This is a genomic window from Pseudomonas sp. GW821-FHT09D08, assembly GCF_059416305.1.
Map to the genome: position 1 here is coordinate 537,974 of NZ_JBWKOX010000003.1, position 23,564 is coordinate 561,537.

A 23,564-nucleotide genomic window follows, 5' to 3' on the forward strand; every position below is an offset into this window, starting at 1 on the left:
CCGTGAGCACAACATCCCAGACCTTTGAAGGTATCAAAGGCCACCTCAATCAGATCGGGCACCACCTGCTCCAGATCGAAAAGCCGCTGGTGCCCGAACACACACCGTCTACCGAACTGGCCTACCTGGAAAAAACCAATGGCATCCTGAAGCGTTACCGCCAGCAGTTCCTGGCCAAGAGCCGCGCGCTCTATCAGGACATCACCCAGGGCGATCTGCTCGCCCGAGTCGAAGCACTCAAGTCCAGCTTGAATACCTATCTGCTGGCACTCGATCGCAACGAGCAAATCGACGGCAAGCCGCGCAAATCCTTCATGACCTTTGAAGCCGGCTACACCGCCCTGGCCAATGAAACGACGGTCAGTGCCCAGGACCGCCTGCTGCATCCGCAGCAACAGGCCATGCTTGCGCGTGTACCGCTGGGCGCTACGTTGCGCCCAGGCCTGTATGCGCTGAGCTTTCGTTATCAGGACCGGACGGTGGAGCTGGCCGGCGCCTTTGTGCTGACCGAAACGTCCAGCCCCGTGGTCACCGACCTGAGCGCTGTGCCGGTAGGGGAAGTGATGCTGTTCACGCCTTCGCGCGGGATCGAGGCATTCGGCTCGCTGACGCAACTCAATACGCACTTGTTCCAGGGCCTGGAGGATGCCGGGCAGCGACGCGACTTCATGGCACTGTTGCCCGTGCGTTATCGCGATGTAACGCCCGGCGCCATCTGGCCGTTGGAACTGACGCCGATCACCGACAAACCGCTGTTCGAACACACCTACGCTGCCCTGGTCGACAAGCGCACCGAGGACATCGAGCGCGCCTTGAGCCTGGTAGACAATCCGGCCCACGAGGCCGCTGTGCTGATCGACGCCCTGGACCAGGCCATCGCGGCTGCCTTGCCGGACTTAGAAGCGCGCCTGCAATGGCGCAGCCGACGCCTGCTGGAGCGCCACCTGCGCCACAGTGCACCGGACTGGTATCGCAGCGCCAGCGAACCGCGGCGGGCCGCGCTCGCCGCTCACCTGGCGAGCTATAACACGGCGCGCCAGGATCTGCTCGACCTGCTGGGCCCGGTCGCTACCCCTGAAGCCCTGGCCCGCTATCGACTGCTCGAACGCTTGAGCGATGAGCTGGACATCCACGACCTGGCGCCGGAACACCTGCTGGTCAACACCCGGCGCTACGTCGATCCCATCGGTGAATACGAACACGACCGCAGCCTGGTTGACCTGGCCCTGCGCGGACTGCAGGCCGGTGATGCCGAGCCGGGTTCGGACTTCCTGAACAAAACCACGCTGACCTACCACGAGGCACCGTTGCCGCCGGCCTATCAGGACCTGACCCCCGCCTGGCTGGCACAGGTATTGACCACCCTGCAGCCGCGTATCGAGTTCGGCGAGCTGCAACAGCAGATGCACGCCAAGCCTGCGCTCAGCCGCGCGATCGAACAGATGCTCGACCAGCGGATCAACGCGCTGGCCTACACCGCCATGCTCCAGGGTCATCTGAGTGAAGAAGATTTCCAGTTGGTGCAGGACGTGCGCCAGGGCACCGACGCGCGCCTGAGCGCCGCCACCCTGTCACTGCACGAGGCCCAGTTGCAGGACATATGGGTAGTGCGCCAAACCGACGCCAGCGGCGCGGTCACCCGCCTGCTGCTGTGCACGCCCGAGGCACCAAGGGAGCAGCAATTCCAGGCCTTCGACACTGAGCTTGCGTGCCAGCAGCACATCCTCGGCTGGAGCCTGGACAACGGTGCAAAACACCCGCCTGGCAGCCTGACCGACTACCTGATCAAGCGGGTCGCCCTGCGTTTTCGCGCAGCGATGAAGCGGGTGCTGAGCGGCTTGAGCTTCAAGTTTCAAGACCGCGAGTACACAGCGATCAGCTTTGGCAACGTCGGCAGCCACGCCGACTGCCTCAAGGCGATGTCCGCCCATGTGCTGGCGACCCGCGTCGACGACTACGAATTCAGCACCCCGAACTGGTACCGCTCCACCCACGCCGACAACCGCCGCAAGCTGTTGAAACTGGCCGAGGACAGTGAAGGCGCGTTGCTCACCTACGAGGATTTTCCGCTGTCTGACGCGCAGTTTCTCAGCTTCGCTGACTATCTGCATGACCAGGCAAAAAAACGCCTGAACCTGCTGCTGGGACGTCCTCAGAACGATGTCGACCCCGACACCGTCTGGGCATTTTCACCGCCGGCGCTGCTCGGTTCATTGACCCCGCCGCCCCTGACCTACACCCAGCTGTACCGCGACGGTTATGCCGACGGTGTGGGGTTCCTCGACGAGAAGTTCTCCCGCGCCGCCCAATTCAAAGGCCCCAAGGGGATTAACCTGAGCGCATTGACCGCCGAGAAAGTCGCCCGCTCGGTCACCGGCACCTGGGTCGGCGCGCGCTATATCAGCGAAGTGCGGAGCCGATTGCTGAATGTCGGCAGCGCGGACTATGACCTGCGGCGCAATGCAACGCTGAGTATCACCCAGCGCCAGATGCAGAACGCCGCCCTGGAGTGCCGGCTCGAGGGCCACATCGCCGGGGTCGATTGGGACTGGCTGGAGCGCAGTATCGCCAGCATGGGGGAAACGGCCACCGAGACACGCGGCACCTACGCCATTCATCGCCTGATGATCAATGGCGAATGGGTGATGGGCACTTTCCTCTTCAGCCATGCTGATTTTCCGACGCTGCTCTATACCCCCAACGCACCGGATGGCATCAGCTTCCGCGAGGCCAGGCAGTTCAACTACCTGCTGAAAAAGGTGCCCGGCATGGTCGCCTATTTCACCCTACGGGTCGGTGCCCAATCCCAGGTTAAAGTGCGTACCTTTCTGGAAACCGCCAAGGCGCAGTTGCCCGAGGACCTGAACAAAACCGACACCAGCCCGGCACGCTATGACGCAACCCGTGCACAGCCGCCCCTGCTGGATCTGCGTCGGGCCCTGTACGACATGAAGCAGCAGCGCAGGATCGACGACGTTGAAGGCACCACGGCCAATCGCACCCAGATGATCACGGGCATCCTCTGGACCTGCGTGGAATGGGTCACCGCCATTGCTACCGCACCGTTTCCCATCGTCAGCCTGAGCCTGGGCATGCTGCTGGCGTTCAAGGACGGCATGCTGGCCCTGAACGCCTATCAACAAGGCGATACAAGTGCCGCCGTGGAACACCTGATCGGTTATGTGCTGAACAGCGCCGGCGCGGCGTTCACCGACCTGCGTCCGGCATTGGTTTCCCTTAAACAGCTGGCAAGACCGGCCCTGCGCGAGGCCGCCCAGAGCGCCACCGCGACCAGCGAGACCCTGAAGCTGGTGCATTCCCTGCAACCCCCGGTACTTGCGCCGGCAGACATGCAGGCGGTGCTGTTCGACGGCGAGTTGCTTTGGGCAAAAAACACCCCGGACCCGATCGGACGTTATTTGCTGTACCGACTCGATCCGCCTACCGGCAAACTGATCTCCACGACTCGCGTGGCCGCGCCCGATGCACAAGGCGTCTGGCACCGCACCGGCGTCACCGGTGGCGCGCCCAAGTATGAAAAATTGCCCGACACACCAGAGCCGCTCAAGCCTTATGAGATGCCGGCAAAGTACGCCAACAAACTGGAACTGGTGCTCGACCCGGATGTGCGCACCGGGATACTGCTGCGGTCGGAGTGGGATTTCGGCTCGCAAGACGTGATCCTGGGAAGCGCCGCCATTGAACTCAAATCCCTTCGTACCGCTTACCTGCAACAGGCCGAACGCCTGGCCACCGACGCCCAGGACTTTTTCAAGACCCTTGACCCGTTGCCGGCCCGCGCCGAGCTTCCGGCCCTGGACGCCAGCACGTCGTTTGCACAACTGATCGCCAGCGATGCCTTCAGCGGTAACAAGAACCTGGTCATTGGCGCGGTGCCCGGCTCCATTGCCAGTAAACAGCTGCTGGTCACACACATGGAGGCGTTGATCAGCAAGGGTTTCAAACACCTTTATATCGAGTACCTGCCCGGTGATGTATTTCGTCCAAAACTGGAGAAGCTCAACAGCGGAAAATCCTGGCAGCACATCGAGCGGCACCTGAAGACCGTCGACAAAGCCTTTGGCTTGGCCGAGAACGCCGAGTACTCCTACGTCGCCCTGGTACGCAAGGCTCAGGAAAAGGGCGTGAAGATCAAGGCCCTGGATGCCTCAACCTCGTACTTGCTGGACGACGCCCTGCAAATGGGCGACACCCCACCGACGACGCCACGCGGCAACAGCATCAGAAACTATTACTCCCACAAAGCCATTCAGACCGATGCCCTCGACGAGCAGGATGAACGCTGGGTGGCCCTGGTGGATCATTCCCGGCTGCGTACTTTCGAGCAAACGCCTGGCCTGGCGGACCTGCAGGACGCGGTCGCCCTGCGCGTGGTGGATGTGGGTACGGACCAACCCGTGGGCGTGTGGATCGACACCCCCTTGGCGGGTGAAGCGCTGGCCAGAGGCGATTACCAATTGACCATGCGCACCCCGTACAAAGCCCCCGAACCGGCAACATCGCCCAGCGCTGCGCCTGTGGCCGCAGCGCATTACAGCGAGTACGACATTGCCGTCCCGCTCCGGGAGAGCATCGTCCGACAGACCAGCACACGGCATGGCCTGGACACGCGCTACTTCCCGCAGAACCCGGAGCATCAGGAAGCCTTCAGGGCATTTGTGGATACCCGCGCGCGCCTGAGTGCGGATGCCGACACGTACCTGGCCAGCCAAGTGCCGCCAGCCCGGCCCGAGCCATCCGTACTGGGCCTGCCGAACACCCCCGAGGCATTGCTGGAGAAAATCCGTCACAGTGAGTTTTCGGGGCTGGTGATCGGTGAAGGGCACAATGCGCAATCGAGCAAACGCCTGCTGCGCGATTACATGGGAAAGCTCAAGGAACTGGAGTTCAAGACGCTGTACGTGGAGCATCTGCTGACCGATTTGCACCAGCACGAGCTGGATATTTTTCTGCAGACCCAACGGCTGCCGGACAACCTCAAGCGCTACCTCTCCCAGCTGGATCGGGGCCATATGCCGGGCTACAACGGCAGCGATACCTACACCGAAGTGATCCAGATCGCGGCAAGACACGGCATGCGCATCCGCGCCCTGGACTGCACCGCCAGTTACCACATCAAGGGGTTGGGGGACGCGGATGTCTCACGCAACCAGCTGTTCAGTTACTTCGCCTCCAAGGTCATCGACGCCGACCAGGCCGCACACGGGCCCCACAAGTGGGTGGCCTTCGTGGGCAGCGCGCACACCAACACCCACCTGAGCGTGCCTGGCCTCGCGGAACTCCAGGGTGCCGTCAGCCTGCATGTGCGGGACACCGCCCCGGCGCTGGCGCAAAACATTCGAGCGGGGGCCTGGGAGACCGTCTCCGAAGGCATCAGCCCTTACACCAGGGCCTTGCGCAGCGACTTCATTCTCGACGCAGGGGTTGCCGGCACCAAAGCCCCGACGCCTTTCGCAGCGGTGGACAGGACACGCCTGAACCGGCCCGGCCTGTTCCTGATCGAACGCCCGTCGCCCTCGCAGAACATCCTGCTGCATCGTTCGCGCAGCGGCGAGATCGTGTCGACGCCGATCAAGGTCGACCACAATGGCCTGTTTTATGTCGACCGCTGGGAGCCGATGCAGGGCAAGCGGTTCAGCTACGAAAACATGTTGATCAGTGCATTGAAGGCAGAAGTCGGGTTGACCCCCGCACCCTGAGCCATTGAGGCTTTGACACCGGGTTCATGACCACCCACAAAAAACCCGCTGGCCAAACCGGCCCAGCGGGTTTCTTGTTTCTACAGCGGGCGGATCAGAAATCCGCCAACGGCCACACTTCATAAGCCGGTGTCTCATAGGGGTGGCTGAGTTTCAACGCGGCGACCACCGCGTTGATCAACTCATCGGCCACCACCAGCTCGACCTTCCATTCTTCAACCACTTCAACCTGGCCAACCTGCCCGATAAACGGCTGGCTGCCGTCCAACGCGCGAAACTGGCCCTGGCCCAGCACTTGCCAGGCGCAGCGGTCGTAGTCGCCGATGCGCCCACCGCCAGCAGCGAAGACGGCGGCTTTCACCGTCTCCACATGGCTGTCGGGCACAAAGAAGGCAAGCTTGTACACCGCCTTAGTTCACCCACACGCGGGCGTTGCGGAACATGCGCATCCACGCACCGTCTTCGTTCCACTCTTCCGGGCGCCAGGAGTTCTGCACGGCGCGGAACACGCGCTCCGGGTGCGGCATCATGATGGTCACGCGACCGTCGCGGCTGGTGAGGCCGGTGATCCCACGCGGCGAGCCGTTCGGGTTGGCCGGGTAGCTTTCGGTGACCTTGCCGTGGTTGTCGACGAAACGCATGGCCACGCAACCGGACAAGTCGGCTTCGAGCAACGCCTCTTCGCTTTCGAACTCGGCATGGCCTTCACCGTGGGCGATGGCGATCGGCATGCGCGAACCGGCCATGCCTTGCAGGAAGATCGAGTTGGATTCCTGCACCTGCACCATGGCGACACGGGCTTCGAACTGCTCCGAGCGGTTACGCACGAAGTGCGGCCAGAACTCGCTGCCCGGGATCAGCTCGTGGAGGTTGGACATCATCTGGCAACCGTTGCACACACCCAGGGTGAAGCTGTCGTTGCGCTCGAAGAAGCCCTGGAACGCGTCGCGGGCACGGCTGTTGAACAGGGCCGATTTGGCCCAGCCTTCGCCGGCACCCAGTACGTCGCCGTAGGAGAAACCGCCGCAGGCCACCAGGCCTTTGAACTCGTTGAGGTCAACGCGACCGGCGAGGATGTCGCTCATGTGCACGTCGATCGCATTAAAGCCGGCGCGGTCGAACGCGGCCGCCATTTCCACCTGGCCGTTGACGCCCTGCTCACGCAGCACGGCAACTTGTGGGCGGATGCCTTTCTTGATGTACGGCGCGGCGATGTCCTGGTTGACGTCGAAGCTGAGCTTGGTGCTCAGGCCCGGGTTGTCTTCTTCCAGGATCACGTCGAATTCCTGCTCGGCGCAGTCGGCGTTGTCACGCAGGCGTTGGATCTGGTAGCTGGTCTCGGCCCACTGGCGTTGCAGCAAGCGGCGCTGGCCGGCAAACACGGTGTCGCCGTTGAAGGAGATATTGATTTCACCGTTGTTGATCGGCTGGCCGATCACCGCGACGCAGTCGTCCAGGCCAGCGGCGCTGAACTGTGCGAGTACGTCCGGGGTTGCGTCCTGGCGAACCTGGATCACCGCACCCAACTCTTCGTTGAAGAGGATGCCGTTGATTTCGGACGCATCCTCGGCAACGCTGTCGAGCACGATGTTCAGGCCACAGTGACCGGCAAAGGCCATCTCGACCACGCTGGTCAGCAGGCCACCGTCGGAACGGTCGTGGTAGGCCAGCAGGTGGCCGTCGGCGTTGAGGCCCTGGATCACGGCGAAGAAGGCTTTCAGGTCTTCGGCGTCATCCACGTCCGGCGCCTGTTTGCCGAGCTTGCCGTGGGTTTGCGCGAGGATCGAGGCGCCCATGCGGTTCTGGCCACGGCCGAGGTCGATCAGGATCAGGTCGGTGGTGCCCTTGTCCATGCGCAGTTGCGGGGTCAGGGTCTGGCGGATGTCGGTGACCGGCGCAAAGCCGGTGACGATCAGCGACAGCGGCGAGGTGACGCTCTTGTCCACGCCTTCATCGTTCCAACGGGTGGCCATGGACATGGAGTCCTTGCCCACCGGAATGGTGATGCCCAGCTCCGGGCACAGCTCCATGCCGACCGCTTTCACGGTGTCGTACAGACGCGCATCTTCACCGGGGTGACCGGCAGCGGACATCCAGTTGGCCGACAATTTGATGTCGGACAGCTTGCCGATGCGCGACGCGGCGATGTTGGTGAGGGTTTCACCAATGGCCATGCGGCCCGACGCCGGGGCGTCCAGCAGGGCCAGCGGCGTACGCTCGCCCATGGCCATGGCTTCGCCGGTGTAGACGTCGAAGCTGGTGGCGGTGACGGCAACGTCGGCCACCGGCACCTGCCATGGGCCGACCATTTGGTCACGGGCCACCAGGCCGGTGATGGTGCGGTCGCCGATGGTGATCAGGAAGCTTTTGCTCGCCACGGCCGGGTGGTGCAGCACGCGTTCAATGCTGTCAGTCAGGTCCAGCGTGCTTGGGTCGAAATCATCGCCCAGCTCGGTTTCACGAACCGCCGAACGGTGCATGCGCGGGGCCTTGCCCAGCAGCACTTCGAGGGGCATGTCCACCGGGCTGTTGCCGAAGTGGCTGTCGGTGACCGTCAGTTGCGGCTCGGCAGTGGCTTCGCCGACCACGGCAAACGGGCAACGCTCGCGTTCGCAGATGGCCTGGAAGCGCGCGAAGTCTTCAGGGCCGACCGCCAGTACGTAACGTTCCTGGGATTCGTTGCTCCAGATTTCGTGCGGGGCCATGCCCGGCTCGTCGTTTGGAATGTTGCGCAGTTCGAAGCGGCCCCCGCGGTCGCCATCGTTGACCAGCTCCGGGAAGGCGTTGGACAAACCGCCGGCACCGACGTCGTGGATAAAGCTGATGGGGTTCTTGTCACCCAACTGCCAGCAACGGTCGATGACTTCCTGGCAGCGGCGTTCCATCTCAGGGTTTTCGCGCTGTACGGAGGCGAAGTCGAGGTCTGCCGAGCTGGTGCCGGTGGCCATGGAGGAAGCAGCGCCGCCGCCCAGGCCGATCAGCATCGCCGGGCCGCCGAGCACGATCAGCTTGGAGCCGACCAGGATCTCGCCTTTCTTGACGTGTTCTTCACGGATGTTGCCCATGCCGCCGGCCAGCATGATTGGCTTGTGGTAGCCGCGCACTTCATCGCCACGGGGCGTGGTGATGGACTGTTCGAAGGTACGGAAATAACCGGTCAGCGCCGGACGGCCGAACTCGTTGTTGAACGCGGCGCCGCCCAGCGGGCCTTCGATCATGATGTCCAGCGCCGTCACGATGCGCTCAGGCTTGCCGTACGGCACTTCCCATGGCTGTTCGAAGCCCGGGATCTGCAGGTTGGACACGGTGAAACCGGTCAGGCCGGCCTTTGGCTTGGCGCCACGGCCGGTGGCACCTTCGTCGCGGATCTCGCCGCCGGAACCGGTGGCTGCGCCCGGGAACGGGGCAATCGCGGTCGGGTGGTTGTGGGTCTCGACCTTCATCAGGATGTGCACCGGCTCCTGCACCGCGCCGTATTGGCGGGTTTCAGGGTCCGGGAAGAAACGGCCGGCGACCGAACCGACGATCACCGAGGCGTTGTCCTTATAAGCCGACAGAACACCTTCGCTGTGCATCACGTAGGTGTTCTTGATCATGCCGAACAGGCTTTTTTCCTGGCTTTCGCCGTCGATGTCCCAACTGGCGTTGAAGATCTTGTGACGGCAGTGCTCGGAGTTGGCCTGGGCGAACATCATCAGTTCGATGTCGTGGGGGTTGCGCTTGAGACCGGTGAAGGCGTTGACCAGGTAGTCGATCTCGTCTTCGGCCAGGGCCAGGCCCAGCTCGGTGTTGGCCTTCTCCAGCGCCGCGCGGCCACCGCCCAGCACGTCAATCGCGGTCAACGGCTTGGGCTCGGCGTGGCTGAACAGGCCGGCAGCCTGTTCCAGCTGGCTGACGATGATCTGGGTCATGCGGTCGTGCAGGCTGCTGGCGATCAGCTCGGCCTCGGCGTCGCTGAACCCACCTTCGACGTAGAACGCGATACCACGCTCCAGGCGCTGGATCTTCTCCAGGCCGCAGTTGCGGGCGATATCGCTGGCCTTGCTCGACCAGGGCGAGATGGTGCCGAACCGCGGCAGAACCAGGAACAAGCGGCCGGTCGGCTCTTGAACGGGAACGCTGGGGCCGTACTTCAGAAGGCGTGCGAGCACTTGCTGTTCGTCGGCGGTCAAGACGCCGGTAACGTCGGCGAAGTGAGCAAATTCAGCATACAGGCCTGTAACCGCTGGAACCTTCTGGCTCAGTTGTTCAAGGAGTTTGCTGTGGCGAAAGGCAGAAAGGGCAGGAGCGCCGCGCAGGATCAACATCTTCGGGACAGCCTCGGGAAGGGGTGTGCTTTGAGGCCGTGCATTCTAGCGTAAACCATCGCCAACGGCACCCGAAACGGCACCGCTGGCGGCTGCCGAACGTCAGTTGGCACGGTTTGCACGCTATCGGGGCGTTATCCAAGGCATTCCGCGCAGTTATTTTAACCGTCACAATCGGGCGCCAAGCCACGTTTCTGCGGGCTGCAGCACAGTTTTGGCGGCGCTAGCAGACAAGTCCGCCGCTGTCGAGATATGGCGCCGTGGGCCGTTTGCGTATACTGCGCAGATGTTCTCCCCAACTGCTTTGCGCCCGCGATGCGCCAGATGGCTCATCGTCACCGGACTCTTTCTGATGCTCAGCGCCTGTGTTGATAAACCCAGCACGCTCGAGCGAATCAAGGAGGATGGCGTATTGCGGGTGATTACCCGAAACAGCCCGGCAACTTACTTCCAGGACCGCAACGGTGAAACCGGTTTCGAATACGAACTGGTCAAGCGTTTTGCCGATGACCTGGGCGTGAAGCTGGAAATCGAGACCGCCGACAACCTTGACGACCTGTTCGGCCAGTTGGGCAAACCCAACGGCCCGGTGCTCGCCGCCGCCGGCCTGGTCAGCAGCGAGCAGCGCCAGCAACAGGTGCGGTTCTCCCATCCTTACCTGGAAGTCACCCCGCAGATCATCTACCGCAACGGCCAGTCACGCCCGACGAACGCGGCGGACCTGGTGGGCAAGAAGATCATGGTGCTCAAAGGCAGCACCCACGCCGAACAACTGGCGGCGCTTAAGAAGCAGAACCCGGCCATCGAATACGAAGAATCCGATGCCGTCGAGGTGGTCGACCTGCTGCGCATGGTGGACGAGGGGCAAATCGACCTGACCCTGGTGGACTCCAACGAAGTGGCGATGAACCAGGTGTACTTCCCCAACGTACGGGTGGCGTTCGACCTCGGCAATGCCAGCAACCAGAGCTGGGCCGTGGCCGCCGGCGACGACAACAGCCTGCTCAACGAGATCAACAGCTACCTGGACAAGGTGGAAAAGAACGGCACCCTGCAACGCCTTAAAGACCGCTATTACGGGCACGTCGATGTACTCGGCTATGTCGGCGCCTACACCTTCGCCCAGCATTTGCAGCAGCGGCTGCCCAAATACGAGAAACACTTTCGCGCCTACGCCAAGGAAGAAAAAGTCGATTGGCGCCTGCTTGCGGCTATCGGCTATCAGGAATCGCTGTGGCAACCGGCGGTCACCTCAAAGACCGGCGTGCGCGGCCTGATGATGCTGACCCAGAACACCGCCCAGGCCATGGGCGTGTCCAATCGCCTGGATGCCAGGCAAAGCATCATGGGCGGCGCCAAGTACCTGGCCAAGATCAAGGACGAGCTGGACGACAAGATCGCCGAGCCCGACCGCACCTGGTTCGCCCTCGCTGCTTATAACGTCGGCACCGGCCATCTGGACGACGCGCGCATCCTGGCGAAGAAGGAAGGCCTGAACCCGAACAAGTGGCTGGACGTGAAGAAGATGCTGCCGCGCCTGTCGCAGAAGCAGTGGTACAGCAAGACCCGCTACGGCTACGCCCGGGGCGGCGAGCCGGTGCACTTCGTGGCGAACATCCGGCGCTACTACGACATCCTGACCTGGGTGACCCAGCCGCAGTTGGAGGGTAACCAGGTGGTGGAAGGTAATCTGCATGTGCCGGGTGTGGATAAAACCAAGCCGCCGGAAGACACCCCGCAGCTGTAAAACTGATCTTCCCAATACCACAAAATCAATGTGGGAGGGGGCTTGCCCTAATGCCAGTCAGTTAAGGCTTTTTGTAGGAGCGAGCTTGCTCGCGAAAAACTCACAGGCACCGCGTTCATTCAGGAAGCACGCGTTATCATTGACGTTTCTCGCGAGCAAGCTCGCTCCTACAGGCGGCGATGTACGCCTACTTGGCTTCGAGCCCGATGAGCAAATGGACCACCCCACCCGTCAATACCATCACCCCAGAGACCCCCGCGGCCTTTAACGCCGCAGCATCAAACTTCTCAGCATCCTGCAATTGCACCCTCACCCGCGTCAGCGCCACACGCTGTTGCGACTTGAGGTTATCCGCACCTCCCAGCGCACTCAGCACCTCGGCCGACAACAGCCCCTGTGTCGGCACCGCCACCGTCTCGGCAATCAAATCCGGGGTCAGGGCTTTCCAGAACGCCCGCTGCAATTTCTCGAACATGCTCAGTGCTCCATGACGGGTGAGGTTTCAACGGTGGCCGCGTGGTACAGGCGCATGGCCTCGCGCACCTGGGCGGCCTCTTCCAGGCCCAGTACCTGACGGGCGATGGTCTGGCAGCCGGCCAGGTCCAGCCCGCGCACGGTGGCCTTGATGGTGGGGATCAGCGGCACACTGACCGACAGTTCATCCACCCCCAGCCCGATCAACACCGGCACCGCCAGGGCTTCGGACGCCAGTGCGCCGCATACACCCACCCACTTGCCATGGGCATGGGCGGCCGTGACGGTGGTGGCGATCAGGCGCAATACCGCCGGGTGAAAGCTATCGGCCTGGCTGGCCAGGCGCGGGTGATCACGGTCCATGGCCAGGGTGTATTGGGTCAGGTCGTTGGTGCCGATGGAGAAGAAATCCACATGGGGCGCAAACACATCGGCCATCAGGGCCGCCGACGGCACCTCGATCATGATGCCCAGTTTGGGCAACGCGCTGAGCCCAAGGGCCTGGGCTTCTTCCTCCATAATCTGGCGCGCCAGATGCAGCTCCGACAGCAGGCTGACCATCGGCAACATGATATGCAGGCGTGCCAGCCCGGCACTGGCGAGGATCGCGCGCAACTGTTCACGCAACAGCTCCGGGCGCTCCAGGCACAGGCGTATACCGCGCAGGCCCAGGAACGGGTTGGTTTCACTGTCCATCGGCACGTAAGCCAGGGGTTTATCGCCGCCGACGTCCAGGGTGCGCACCACCAGATTGCGCTCGGTGCCCAGGGCACGGGCGATGGCGCTGTAGGTGGCGGCCTGCTCATCCACGCTTGGGGCGCGATTGCGATCCAGGTACAAAAACTCCGAGCGCAGCAGGCCGACGCCTTCACCCCCCAGGGCCAGGGATTGCTCCACTTCCTGCAACGAAGCGACGTTGGCGGTCACCTCGACGTGATGGCCGTCGCGGGTAATCGCCGGCACTGACGCCTGCGCCACGTCACGCTGACGTCGCAGCACGTGCTGCTTACGCGCAGCTTCCAGCTGTTCGATCTCGGCCAGGTTGGGGTCCAGGTGCAACTCGCCCTTGTCGGCGTCGAGCAGGACCTGTTTGCCGTTGGCCAGCGCCAGCACTTCAGGCCCGACCCCGCACATGGCAGGCAGGCCCAGGGCCCGCGCCAGGATCGCGACATGGCTGGTCGCCCCGCCGCCGACGGTGACAAACCCCAGTACCTTTTGGGTGTCGAGGCTGGCGGTTTGCGAAGGCGTCAGTTGCTCGGCGACCAGGATCGCGCGGTCGGGCAGGTCCCAGGCGCGGTCTTGAATACCGAGGATCAGCTTCAGCACACGCCGGCCGACATCCGCCAGGTCCGCCGCACGTTCGGCCAACAGGGCGTTGCCCAGGTTCTGGAACAGCTGGGCAGTGGCGACCGTGGCGCTGTTCCAAGCGAAAGCGGCGCTCTTGCCTTCGGCCAGCAGACCGTGGGCTTGTTCCAGCAGCGTCGGGTCTTCGAGCAATTCCTGATGGGCGCGGAAAATCTCAGCCTGGGCACTGCCTGCCGCCTGGGTTTGCAGGGCTTGCAGCGCTTCGGTTGCAGCCAACAGGCCACGCGCCAAAGCAGCACGTTCGAAGGTTTCTCCCGCCCCCTGTTCAGTCACCTTCAGCTCGGGCTCAGCAACCTGGACCACCTGGCCAAACGCCGATCCCGGCGATGCGCAAACGCCTCGCAGCAGCGTCGCCAACGATACCGGCACCGGCGCTTCAAGCTGTGCAGCCGGTGCCGCGATGGACTCGCCGCAACCTTCAAGCAACAGCGCGACCAGCGCCTGGATCGCCGCCTCGGCGTCGTCACCGGCCGCACTCACTTGCAAGGTATCGCCCTGCACGGTTTGCAGCGCCATGATCGCCACCAGCGACTTGGCGTTGGCACTCTGGGTTTGCTTGTGCAGGTAAATGCTCGCGTTAAAACCTTTCGCCGCCTGGGCCAATACGGCGGCCGGGCGCGCGTGCAAACCGTTGGCGTTGGGCAAGGTCAACGGCTTGGAGAAGCGTGCATCGCCCTCCTCCTCATCGGCCTCCTCTACCCGGTTGCCGGGCGCAACCTGCAACACCGGTTGGCCCAATTCCACCAGGCCGCTTGCCAATGGCGTGAACGGCTCGCCGCTGACCACCAGCATCAAGGTCAGCAAACTGCGTGCGTGGAGTGCCACATAGTCGGCATCGAATTCGATCAAGGCTTGCCCGGCCTCCACCCGCTGGCCTTCCTCGACCAGGCGGGTGAAGCCCTTGCCCGCCAGGCTCACGGTGTCCAGGCCGATATGCATCAGCACCTGCACGCCGTTGTCGTCGGTGACGCTGACCGCATGCCCACTGTCCTGGATATTGCTGATCACCCCGGCCAGGGGCGCGCACAGGGTCTGCGAGGTGGGATCGATGCACAGGCCGTCGCCGATCATGCGGCTGGCGAACACCGGGTCAGGCACCTTGTCCAGTGCCAGCAGCACGCCGGACAAGGGCGCCAGCAATTCCAGGGGTTGAGTTGCGGTCATGACGTCACCTGCTGTTTTGTTCTGTAAAAATCCTTGGGTAGATGCCTTCCCCATGGATAACTTATTTCCACCAGTATTCAACCTGCACGCCCACGTTCGACCCATGCCGCGCGGTGCCATAGGCGCCGGTGTCGGACAACGCCGAGCCCGCCGCCAGTTCATTCGCTGCACGCTTGGCCGCTTCGTTCCAGGTCGCATAGGTGTAGTACAAACGCACTTCCGGCCGCGCCCAGAAATCCGGGCCGTTGGGCGACCAGGTCGGGGCGAAGGTAAATTTGCTCAGCTTGCGCGTGCCGCCGGTGGCATCGACCTGATCATGCCCAAGCTCGGTGACCAGTTTGAATTGTTCGCTGATCGCATACGCGGGGCGTACGCCGATGGACATCCAGGTCTGGTCCTGGCTGCCGGGGCGAATATCCTTCTGGTACACCGCCTCGATCTGCCCACCAAAACGCGGGGTCACCTGCCAGTCGAAGAACTCCACGGCGCGATAACTTTTGCTGCTGTTATCCAGGAAGGTATTGCCGGTGTAGCCCAGGCCGGTGCCGGGGCCTTCGCCGTACTGCAAAGCGAATTTGTTCTTGCCGCCCAGGAAGGGTTTTTGCACATGCTGCGCGGTGAGTGCCCAGCCGCTGTGGGTGTCACGCCCGCCGGCCTTTTCGATATGGCTCAAGCCCAGCTCCAGCTCGCCGCCGGGGTTGGTCTTGAAGCCCGCGACGTTGAAGTCGTGACGGGTGGCGTATTCCTTCTGGTACAGGTTGTCCTTGCGCGAAATGGCGTAGCTGTACTTGAGGTCGCCGATCAGCACGTCCTCGATACCGCCGCCGGTGGCGCTCTGGTTCCAGTAGTAGAAGTCGGAAATATGGATGTCGTTGCGTTTGTAGTAACGCCGACCGGCCCACAGCGAACCGCCATTGAGGGCAGGCAGGTTCGACCACTGCGCATACATCTGCGGCATGCGCGCCGAGCCGTTGTCTTCGCCCTGGAATTTAAGGGCGCGGTCGTATTGGTTGTACAGCGATGCCATGGCGTCGACGCTGAGCACCGAGCCGTCGTCGAGGGTCAGCAGGTCCTGACGCAGTTCCAGTTCGGCGTACTGCTCGCATTCGTTGCCCAGTCGGTATTTGGTTTGCGCCCCCGGCAACTGGAAACACTGCTGCTTGCCACTGCCTGTCGAGGTCCCCGCGCCGCTGCGCAAGTAACCGGCAAATTCCAGGGCCTGCGCGCCGAATGGCAGGCTCAGGCAGGATGCAACGAGGCCCAGCTTTATTGTTGTTTTCATGAATGTTCCTTCTATTTTTATTGTTTTATTACTGTCCTTGCACGACACGATTCCCTGTAGGAGCGAGCTTGCTCGCGAAGAACGCTAACGATTACGCAGCGATACTGGTTTAACGCGGCGCTCTCAGGTTTTTCGCGAGCAAGCTCGCTCCTACAGGGGGCGTATCAATCAATCAGGTGCAGCACGAACGATTCGTAGGGACGCAAGACGACCGTGGCCGTGCGTGGTGGGCAGTCGGGGTAGTTGCTGATCAGCAGGCGTTGCTCGGTCGCTGCGCCGATCACGTCGCCAGGCAGTTGGATTTCACAGGGCTGGCCATAGAAGTTGTTCAGCACCAGCAGGCGCTCGCCGTGGCCTTCGCGCAGGTACGCCCAGACCTGCAAATGGTCTTGCAGCAGTTGGCGGTAAACCCCTTCTTGAATCAGCGGTTCGTGACGACGCAGGGCGATCAGCGCGCGGTAGTGATGCAGCACGGAGTCGGGATCGTCGAGCTGGTGTTCAACGTTGATCTGCGCGGCATTCGCCGGGAGGCCGATCCAGGGCTCGCCGGTGCTGAAACCCGCATTCGGCTGCGCGTTCCACTGCATCGGCGTACGGCCGTTGTCGCGGGACTTCTGCATGATCGCCGCCATGCTCGCCGCTTCGGATTCACCGGCATCGCGCTTGAGGCGGAAGATGTTCAGGGTCTCCACATCGCGGTACTGATCGATGCTGTCGAAGCCCGGATTGGTCATGCCCAGTTCTTCGCCCTGGTACACGAACGGCGTGCCCTGGAGGAAGTGCAGCGCGGTGGCGAGCATCTTGGCCGAGACCACACGATGCTCACCGTCGTCACCAAACCGCGAGACCACCCGGGGTTGATCGTGGTTACACCAGAACAGCGCGTTCCAGCCGCCACCGGCCTGCATGCCCAGTTGCCAGTCGGAGAGGATCTGCTTGAGTTGCAGGAAGTCGAAGTCAGCCTTCACCCACTTCTGCAGGTTCGGGTAATCGACTTTCAGGTGATGAAAGTTGAAGGTCATCGACAGCTCTTTCGACTCTGGCCGCGAGTAGCGGATGCAGTGTTCCAGGCTGGTGGACGACATCTCGCCGACGTTGATCAGGTCATGGCCTTCAAATACTTCGCGGTGCATCTCCTGCAGGTATTCATGCACGTTCGGGCCGTCGGTGTAGAAGCGGCGGCCGTCGCTGTTGTCTTCGGGGAAATCGGCGGGCTTGGAGATCAGGTTGATCACATCCAGGCGGAAACCGCCCACGCCCTTGTCACGCCAGAAGCGCATCAACTTGAACACCTCGGCACGCACCTGGGGGTTGTCCCAATTGAGGTCGGCCTGGGTGTGGTCGAACAGGTGCAGGAAGTACTGGCCGGTTTGCGCCTCGTATTCCCAGGCCGACCCGCCGAACTTGGATTCCCAGTTGTTCGGCTGGTCGCGCCAGATGTAGAAATCGCGGTAGGGGTTGTCGAGGCTGCTGCGCGCCTGCTGGAACCACTCATGCTCGATGGAGGTGTGGTTGACCACAATGTCGAGCATCAGCTTGATGCCACGCTTGGCCGCTTCGCTGATCAACCGGTCGCAGTCGGCCATGGTCCCGTAGCTGGGGTCGATGGCGTAGTAGTCGCTGATGTCGTAGCCGTTGTCCCGTTGCGGCGAGCGCAGGAACGGGGTGATCCACAGGCAATCCACGCCCAGCCATTTGAGGTAGTCGAGTTTGTCCACGATGCCCAGCAGGTCACCGGTGGCGTTACCCGCGTGGCTGTGGAAGCTCTTGGGGTAGATCTGGTAGATCACCGAGTGTTGCCAGTCTTGCATGGTGGGTTCCTTCAATAGAGTTTTGTGCTGGCCTCTCGGGCCTTGATGGCGATTGATCAGGCGACGCGATAACCCGGCCGAACAATCTTCATGCTCAACGCACAGGTCAGTGCAAACGGCACGACCATCGCGATGACCATCCCGATCACAAACATCGCGATGGATTGCGGCACGATCGAGATAAACCCAGGTAAACCACCGACGCCGATGGCCGAGGCCTGCACCTTGTTCAGTGACAGGAAAATGCTGCCCAGCGCCGAGCCCACCAGGGCCGCATAAAACGGAAACTTGAAGCGCAGGTTCACCCCGAACATCGCCGGTTCCGTGATGCCGAAGTAAGCGGAAATCGCTGAGGTCGAGGCCATGCTTTTATCCCGCGCATTGCGGGTGGTGTAGAACACCGCGAGCGCGGCGCTGCCCTGGGCCAGGTTGGACATCACGATCATCGGCCAGATAAAGGTGCCGCCCTGGGTGGAGATCAATTGCAGGTCCACGGCGAGGAACATGTGGTGCATGCCGGTGATCACCAGCGGCGCGTACAGCAGGCCGAAAATCGCTCCGCCGACCATCGGCGCCAGGTCAAACAGGGTGACCACGCCTTCGGTGATCAGGATGCCGAGGTGACGGGTCACCGGGCCGATGATCGCCAACGCGAGCACGCCGGTGACGACGATGGTGGTGATCGGCACGACCAGCAATTGAATGGCGTTGGGCACGCGAGCGCGCAGCCATTTCTCGATGACGCTCATCACATACGCCGCCATCAGGATCGGCAGGATCTGCCCCTGGTAGCCGACTTTCTCGATCTTGAACCAACCGAAAATATCGAAGTACGGCAGGCTCTGGCCGTCGAGCCCGGCGACCGCCTTGCCGTAGTTCCAGGCATTGAGCAGATCGGGATGCACCAGCATCAGGCCGAGCACGATGCCGAGGATTTCACTGCCGCCAAAGCGCTTGGCCGCCGACCAGCCCACCAACGCCGGCAGGAACACGAACGAGGTGTTGGCCATCAGGTTGATCAGGCTCCACAGGCCATCCAGGTTCGGATACGCCTCCAGCAGCGTCTGGCCCTCGATGAACATGCCCTTGGCGCCCATCAGGTTGTTCACGCCCATCAGCAGGCCGGCGATGATCAGCGCAGGCAGGATCGGCATGAACACATCGGAGAACACCCGCACCAGGCGCTGCATGGCGTTGGTCTTGTCGGCGCCCTTCTTCTTCACATCGGCGATGGTGGCGGCGGCGAGGCCGGTCTGTTCGCGCAGGGCGGCGTAGACCTTTTCCACTTCGCCGGGGCCGATCACCACCTGGAACAAACCGCCGGTGAAGAACGAGCCCTTGACCAGATCGACCTGATTCAACGCGCTGCCGTTGACCAGGCTCGGGTCCTTGAGCGCCAGGCGCAGGCGGGTCACGCAGTGGGCAGCTTGCTCAAGGTTGTCGCGGCCCCCGAGGTGCTCGAGGATCTCGCGGGCAATGTTGGAATAGTCGTGGCTCATGCTTGGTTTCCACTTTGATTTTTTTATTTGGGGGCAGTCATTGGCAGCACGCCGAAGGCAAAAGTACTCGTACAGACGAGTTAAAGCAACAACTCGTCTGTACGAGTTTGATTTTGTTTACTCCCTGTAGGACACCGCTGCGCTGCAAGCCGCAGAAATCCTTGGGTCTAATGGACAAACCGCCGCTCTGCCTCTAAGGTTCCTGCCTTGAACGCCAACGCGGCACAGAGCCCTACCCATGAGCAAATACAACCAGATCTATACCGATCTGCTTGCCAGCATCACCACCGAACGCCTGCAACGCGGCACGCGCCTGCCTTCCGAAACCGAATTGATGGACAGCTACCAGGCCAGCCGAGGCACCGTGCGTCGCGCCATCGAGCAACTGCAGGAACGTGGGTTTGCGCAAAAGATCCACGGCAAGGGCACCTTCGTGCTCTCGCCCAACCCGATTGAGTTCCAACTCGGCGGCATCGTCAGCTTCCACGAAACCCACGCCGACCTGGGCGATGACGTACGCACCGAAGTGGTCGAATTCACCCAGCTCCCCCTGGAAGGCCCGCTGTTGCAACACATCGAGGCCGAACCCGGCAGCGTCATCACACGCATCAAACGGGTACGGCGCATCGGCGGCAAACGGGTGATCCTCGACATCAACCACTTCGTCGCCGACCTGATCCCCGGCCTGGACCAGGCGATTGCCGAACAGTCGATCTACGCCTTCATCGAGCAGACCTTGCAACTGCAGATCAGCTACGCCCAGCGCACCATCGAAGCCCTGCCCCGCAGCAAGGACGACCAGACGCACCTGGACCTCGAAGGTCAGAGCCATGTGATCGTGGTGAGCAACCAGACGTTTTTGCAGGACGGGCGGCAGTTCGAGTACACCGAGTCGCGGCATACGTTGGATAAGTTTTACTTCTCCGATATCGCCAGGCGCTAACTATCTACCCAACGCCCGTCTAAACGGCTTGGCATGCTCGGCTCTTCCCCCTTAAGGAGAGCAGCATGCCGCTTGCCAATACCTCCCCCGCCGCTCAGCAACAACTCAGGGCCCTGGCGCCCATCGTGCTGGATGCGTGCCCGAACATGCAGAGGATGGCCATCGAGGCCGCCCGCGAGATTCTCGCAAAACACGGTCTGGCGACCCTGGATCCCGATCACGTGCACTGGCACCGCTTCAACGGCGGCGTCGGTGATCCGGCGACGTTTACGGGCTGGAGCCACAACGAAAAACCCCAGGCGTCGATGACGCTGACGCAGTTGGTCATTCACCGCTTCGAGGTCCATGACCAGGACAATGCCGACCTGCTCGACGGGGATGGTGGCTTTTATCGCGAGGGTGCCGAGGCGCGGCTATTCGATCAGCATAACGAAGTGCCGCTGTCCGCCAGCGCGGTGCTCAAGGACTTCTGGGCGATCAATTTCAGCGATCGCTACACCACGCGCATGGATGCATTCTGGCGCGCTCACTTCGATGATTTTCGCACCCTGGCCAAGGTCAACTGCCTGGCCGAGGCCCTGCAAGCACAACAGGCCGGGCATCTCAGCAAGTCGCAGTTGCAGACGGTGATTCGAGCCCTGGCCAGCAATCTGTGCTGGCCTCCAACCCTGTCCAACCTGCAAGCCAAGGCCCCTTCAGTCGGCGGACTGCGTGTGGCGGCGCTGGATATTGGTGGACATACCGCTACGGATATCCTGCGCATCGTCGACGGCGATGGCCGGCAAATTCTCTACGTTCCGGGTGAGTCCCAGGCCTTCCACTGTTTCGAGACCGCAGCTGACCTGCATTTCTGGCTGCTGAACCAGACCAGCCACCCGGATAATCGCGCACGCTTCATGGCTCACTTTCCACTGTCAGCCCAGGTGCAGCAGGACGACACCGATGCCGTGACGTGGAAACAGATGCTGCTCACCCCCGTGCTGATCTATCGCACCGCCCAGGCCCTGGCGGGTACCTTGCCGCCGGACTGGGTGGACAAGGGCCTGTCCCACCAACTCGACCAGTTGTTTGTCGACTGGGGCACCTGGGACCACCGCCTGATCAATCAAGCCGACCAGACCATCGAGGACGATGCCTTTACCTGGCTGGCGCAATCGAGTCAGACGCGCATGCGCAACGACGCGGATTTTTCCCTGCGCAGCAATGGCGACCTGCGCAAGAAACTCTGGATTGGCTACCTCAACGCCTTTGGCAAAACCTTCGGCCCGATGGCCGTGGTCGGCTGGCCGGTGGCGTTGGTGGTCGTGGGGGCCAGTGCGGCAAATCTTGGCCTGAACATCGACCAGGCCATCAACGGCAAGACCCCGGCCGAACGCCACGCCGGGGAGCTGGGCGCGATATTCAGTGCCATCGATACGCTGTTTAACCTGGCACTGTTGAAAGCCGACGGGGTCATGCCCGATATCGCCGAAGCAGCCGATACCCTCGCAACGGAGCCCATTGAGCTGACGCCGCCCACAGCGCCCGCCAGCGCACCGCCGGTGCCTGAGCCTGTGGTACCTGCCACCTACCAGGCCAACCTGATACTGGAAGGAGAACACCTGGATACCGCCCCCGGAAAGTTCCAGCAGGTCTATAGCCTGCGGACCTCCGACGGCATGCCTCAGCAAGCCATCCTGATGAACGACCAAGCCTATTACGTGCGCTACGAAGCCGACCCCAACGGTCGTGGGCATTGGGCGATTGTCGACCCGAACAACCCCCATGGCTTTTCCGGCGCGCTGCCGGTGCGCCTGAACGAACTCAACGAATGGGAACCTGTGCCCCACGGCAACGGTTTGAAAGGCGGCGGGGGAAACTCCAGCAAAAGCGCCCGTAGGCCGGCCCCCTCGCAGGTCCCGCCACCGCCACAAGCGATGACCACGCCACCCCACTCGCTGCGCAGGGTGACCAGCCCCTTCGATACCCCGCCATCCACCCGCCCGGAAGTGAAACGCTGGGCAATGGGCCTCACTGAAACCCATGTTCACAGCCGCTTCGGCCGCATTGACCGCTTCACCTACTACTTCGGCGAAACTCAGCGCAAACTGCTGCAATCAGCACAAGACTTCTACAAGGAACTGTCCTGGACCCGCCTGCCACCTCGTCCGGACATCCCCGCCTTTGAACCGACAACGGTCTTCGAAGAAGTCCTCGAACGCCTGCCCGAAGACCTACCGGGCTACGTCATCGGTGAAACCCTGGACCGCATCACCAGCACCCGCCTGGTGATCAACAACATGCCGCTCTTCGCGCGCAAAGGCGTGAAAACCCTGTATATGCGGCGCCTGCTCAACGACTTCGCCCAGGATGATCTGAACCACTACTTCCAGACCGGCGAGATGCCGGAGGACCTGGAAAGCTACCTTGGCAAGCTGGGCACCGATCCATCCGGGCGGTTCAACGAACTGGAACTGGTCAAGACCGCCAGGGCCAATGGCATACGCGTGCAGGCTATCGACTGCGCAGCCCATTACAAATACCCCACCCCTATCGCCGATCTTTCAGAGCAGGTGATGAGCAATTACCTCGCCCACATCCTTGTTCAAGCCGACAGAGCGCTGAACGGCGGCGGTAAATGGCTGGTACTGACCGGCGCCAGAAACATCAACACCTTCAATGGGTTCGCCGGTCTCAGTGAACTGGAAGGAGGTATCGGTCTACGTATAGAAGAGGTCTTTCCGGGGCAAGGCAACGAGGTGCGTATCGACCCCGGCATCGCCATTGATCGCGACAGCGCCCCCAGTCATGAAAGCATCGGTGACAGCTTCGACACCTTGCATGCCGACCTGCGCGTACAAGTGGAAGCACCGCCGGTGCACAGGACATTGGAGCAACAGCAGAGGCTGCTGTTTCGCAAGGGCATGTACCTGATCGACGAAAACCAGGGCAACTACACCCTGCGGCATCACAGCAGAGACAGGGGCATCGTTGCGACACCCATCAATCGGCTGGCCGACGGCAGCTTTTACATCGACCGCCCGGCCTGGGCAGGCGTGCATGACATACGGTTCCCCACGCTGGAACAGCTGTCCAGCGCCCTCACCAATATGGGCATGAGTCTGCAAAGTCGGCTTCCTGCCTGACAGGTAATAAAAAACCTGGCCGAGGCCAGGTTTTTTACTCACTCTAGCGGAGGGTGTCGATGCCCCCGCCATCAGACTCAGACTTTGCCTTTCCTATGAATAAACACTTTCCCTGTCGTCGGACATT

The 23,564-nt window shown here is 62.1% G+C and carries 11 protein-coding genes; 4 read left to right on the forward strand and 7 right to left on the reverse strand.

Going from position 1 to position 23,564, the window contains the following annotated elements; genetic code table 11:
- Nucleotides 1-2 precede the first annotated feature (2 nt).
- Nucleotides 3-5,720: a membrane-targeted effector domain-containing toxin gene (locus AC07OP_RS08730; RefSeq protein ID WP_495100478.1), complete on the forward strand. Its 5,718-nt coding sequence runs from the start codon at nt 3-5 to the stop codon at nt 5,718-5,720.
- A gap of 94 nt (nt 5,721-5,814) precedes the next feature.
- Here AC07OP_RS08730 and AC07OP_RS08735 read toward each other — a convergent pair whose 3' ends face one another.
- Together AC07OP_RS08735 and purL are read right to left on the reverse strand one after the other, a co-directional pair.
- Entirely contained in the window at nt 5,815-6,126 is a 312-nt protein-coding gene (locus AC07OP_RS08735; RefSeq protein WP_141155938.1) for a YqfO family protein, read from the reverse strand.
- A 4-nt stretch (nt 6,127-6,130) separates the two neighbouring features.
- Nucleotides 6,131-10,027, reverse strand: a complete 3,897-nt coding sequence (gene purL / locus AC07OP_RS08740; RefSeq protein WP_115487230.1) for a phosphoribosylformylglycinamidine synthase — start codon at nt 10,025-10,027, stop codon at nt 6,131-6,133.
- Between the two features lie 286 nt (nt 10,028-10,313).
- Here purL and mltF point away from each other — a divergent pair, with 286 nt between their 5' ends.
- The gene (gene mltF, locus AC07OP_RS08745; RefSeq protein ID WP_027605438.1) at nt 10,314-11,774 is read left to right on the forward strand and encodes a membrane-bound lytic murein transglycosylase MltF; all 1,461 of its coding nucleotides are present in this window, start codon (nt 10,314-10,316) and stop codon (nt 11,772-11,774) included.
- A 187-nt stretch (nt 11,775-11,961) separates the two neighbouring features.
- Here the strand turns inward: mltF and AC07OP_RS08750 are convergent, their stop codons facing one another.
- From AC07OP_RS08750 to treP, 5 genes are all read right to left on the reverse strand, one after another.
- Nucleotides 11,962-12,249, reverse strand: coding sequence for a PTS sugar transporter subunit IIB (locus tag AC07OP_RS08750; protein ID WP_495100477.1), 288 nt, complete (start codon nt 12,247-12,249; stop codon nt 11,962-11,964).
- A 2-nt stretch (nt 12,250-12,251) separates the two neighbouring features.
- Nucleotides 12,252-14,777: a phosphoenolpyruvate--protein phosphotransferase gene (gene ptsP, locus AC07OP_RS08755; RefSeq protein ID WP_495100476.1), complete on the reverse strand. Its 2,526-nt coding sequence runs from the start codon at nt 14,775-14,777 to the stop codon at nt 12,252-12,254.
- Between the two features lie 61 nt (nt 14,778-14,838).
- A complete protein-coding gene (locus AC07OP_RS08760; RefSeq protein WP_027605435.1) occupies nt 14,839-16,059 on the reverse strand; it encodes a maltoporin in 1,221 nt (406 codons plus the stop codon).
- A 164-nt stretch (nt 16,060-16,223) separates the two neighbouring features.
- Nucleotides 16,224-17,870, reverse strand: coding sequence for an alpha,alpha-phosphotrehalase (treC, locus tag AC07OP_RS08765; protein WP_092358330.1), 1,647 nt, complete (start codon nt 17,868-17,870; stop codon nt 16,224-16,226).
- A 56-nt stretch (nt 17,871-17,926) separates the two neighbouring features.
- Nucleotides 17,927-19,369: a PTS system trehalose-specific EIIBC component gene (gene treP, locus AC07OP_RS08770; protein WP_495100475.1), complete on the reverse strand. Its 1,443-nt coding sequence runs from the start codon at nt 19,367-19,369 to the stop codon at nt 17,927-17,929.
- A 238-nt stretch (nt 19,370-19,607) separates the two neighbouring features.
- Here treP and treR point away from each other — a divergent pair, with 238 nt between their 5' ends.
- Complete coding sequence (treR, locus tag AC07OP_RS08775; protein ID WP_092358326.1) at nt 19,608-20,312, forward strand: trehalose operon repressor; 705 nt, start codon at nt 19,608-19,610, stop codon at nt 20,310-20,312.
- Nucleotides 20,313-20,377: 65 nt separating this feature from the next.
- Nucleotides 20,378-23,437 (forward strand): membrane-targeted effector domain-containing toxin, encoded by a 3,060-nt coding sequence (locus AC07OP_RS08780; RefSeq protein ID WP_495100474.1) that lies wholly within the window; start codon nt 20,378-20,380, stop codon nt 23,435-23,437.
- Nucleotides 23,438-23,564 lie beyond the last annotated feature (127 nt).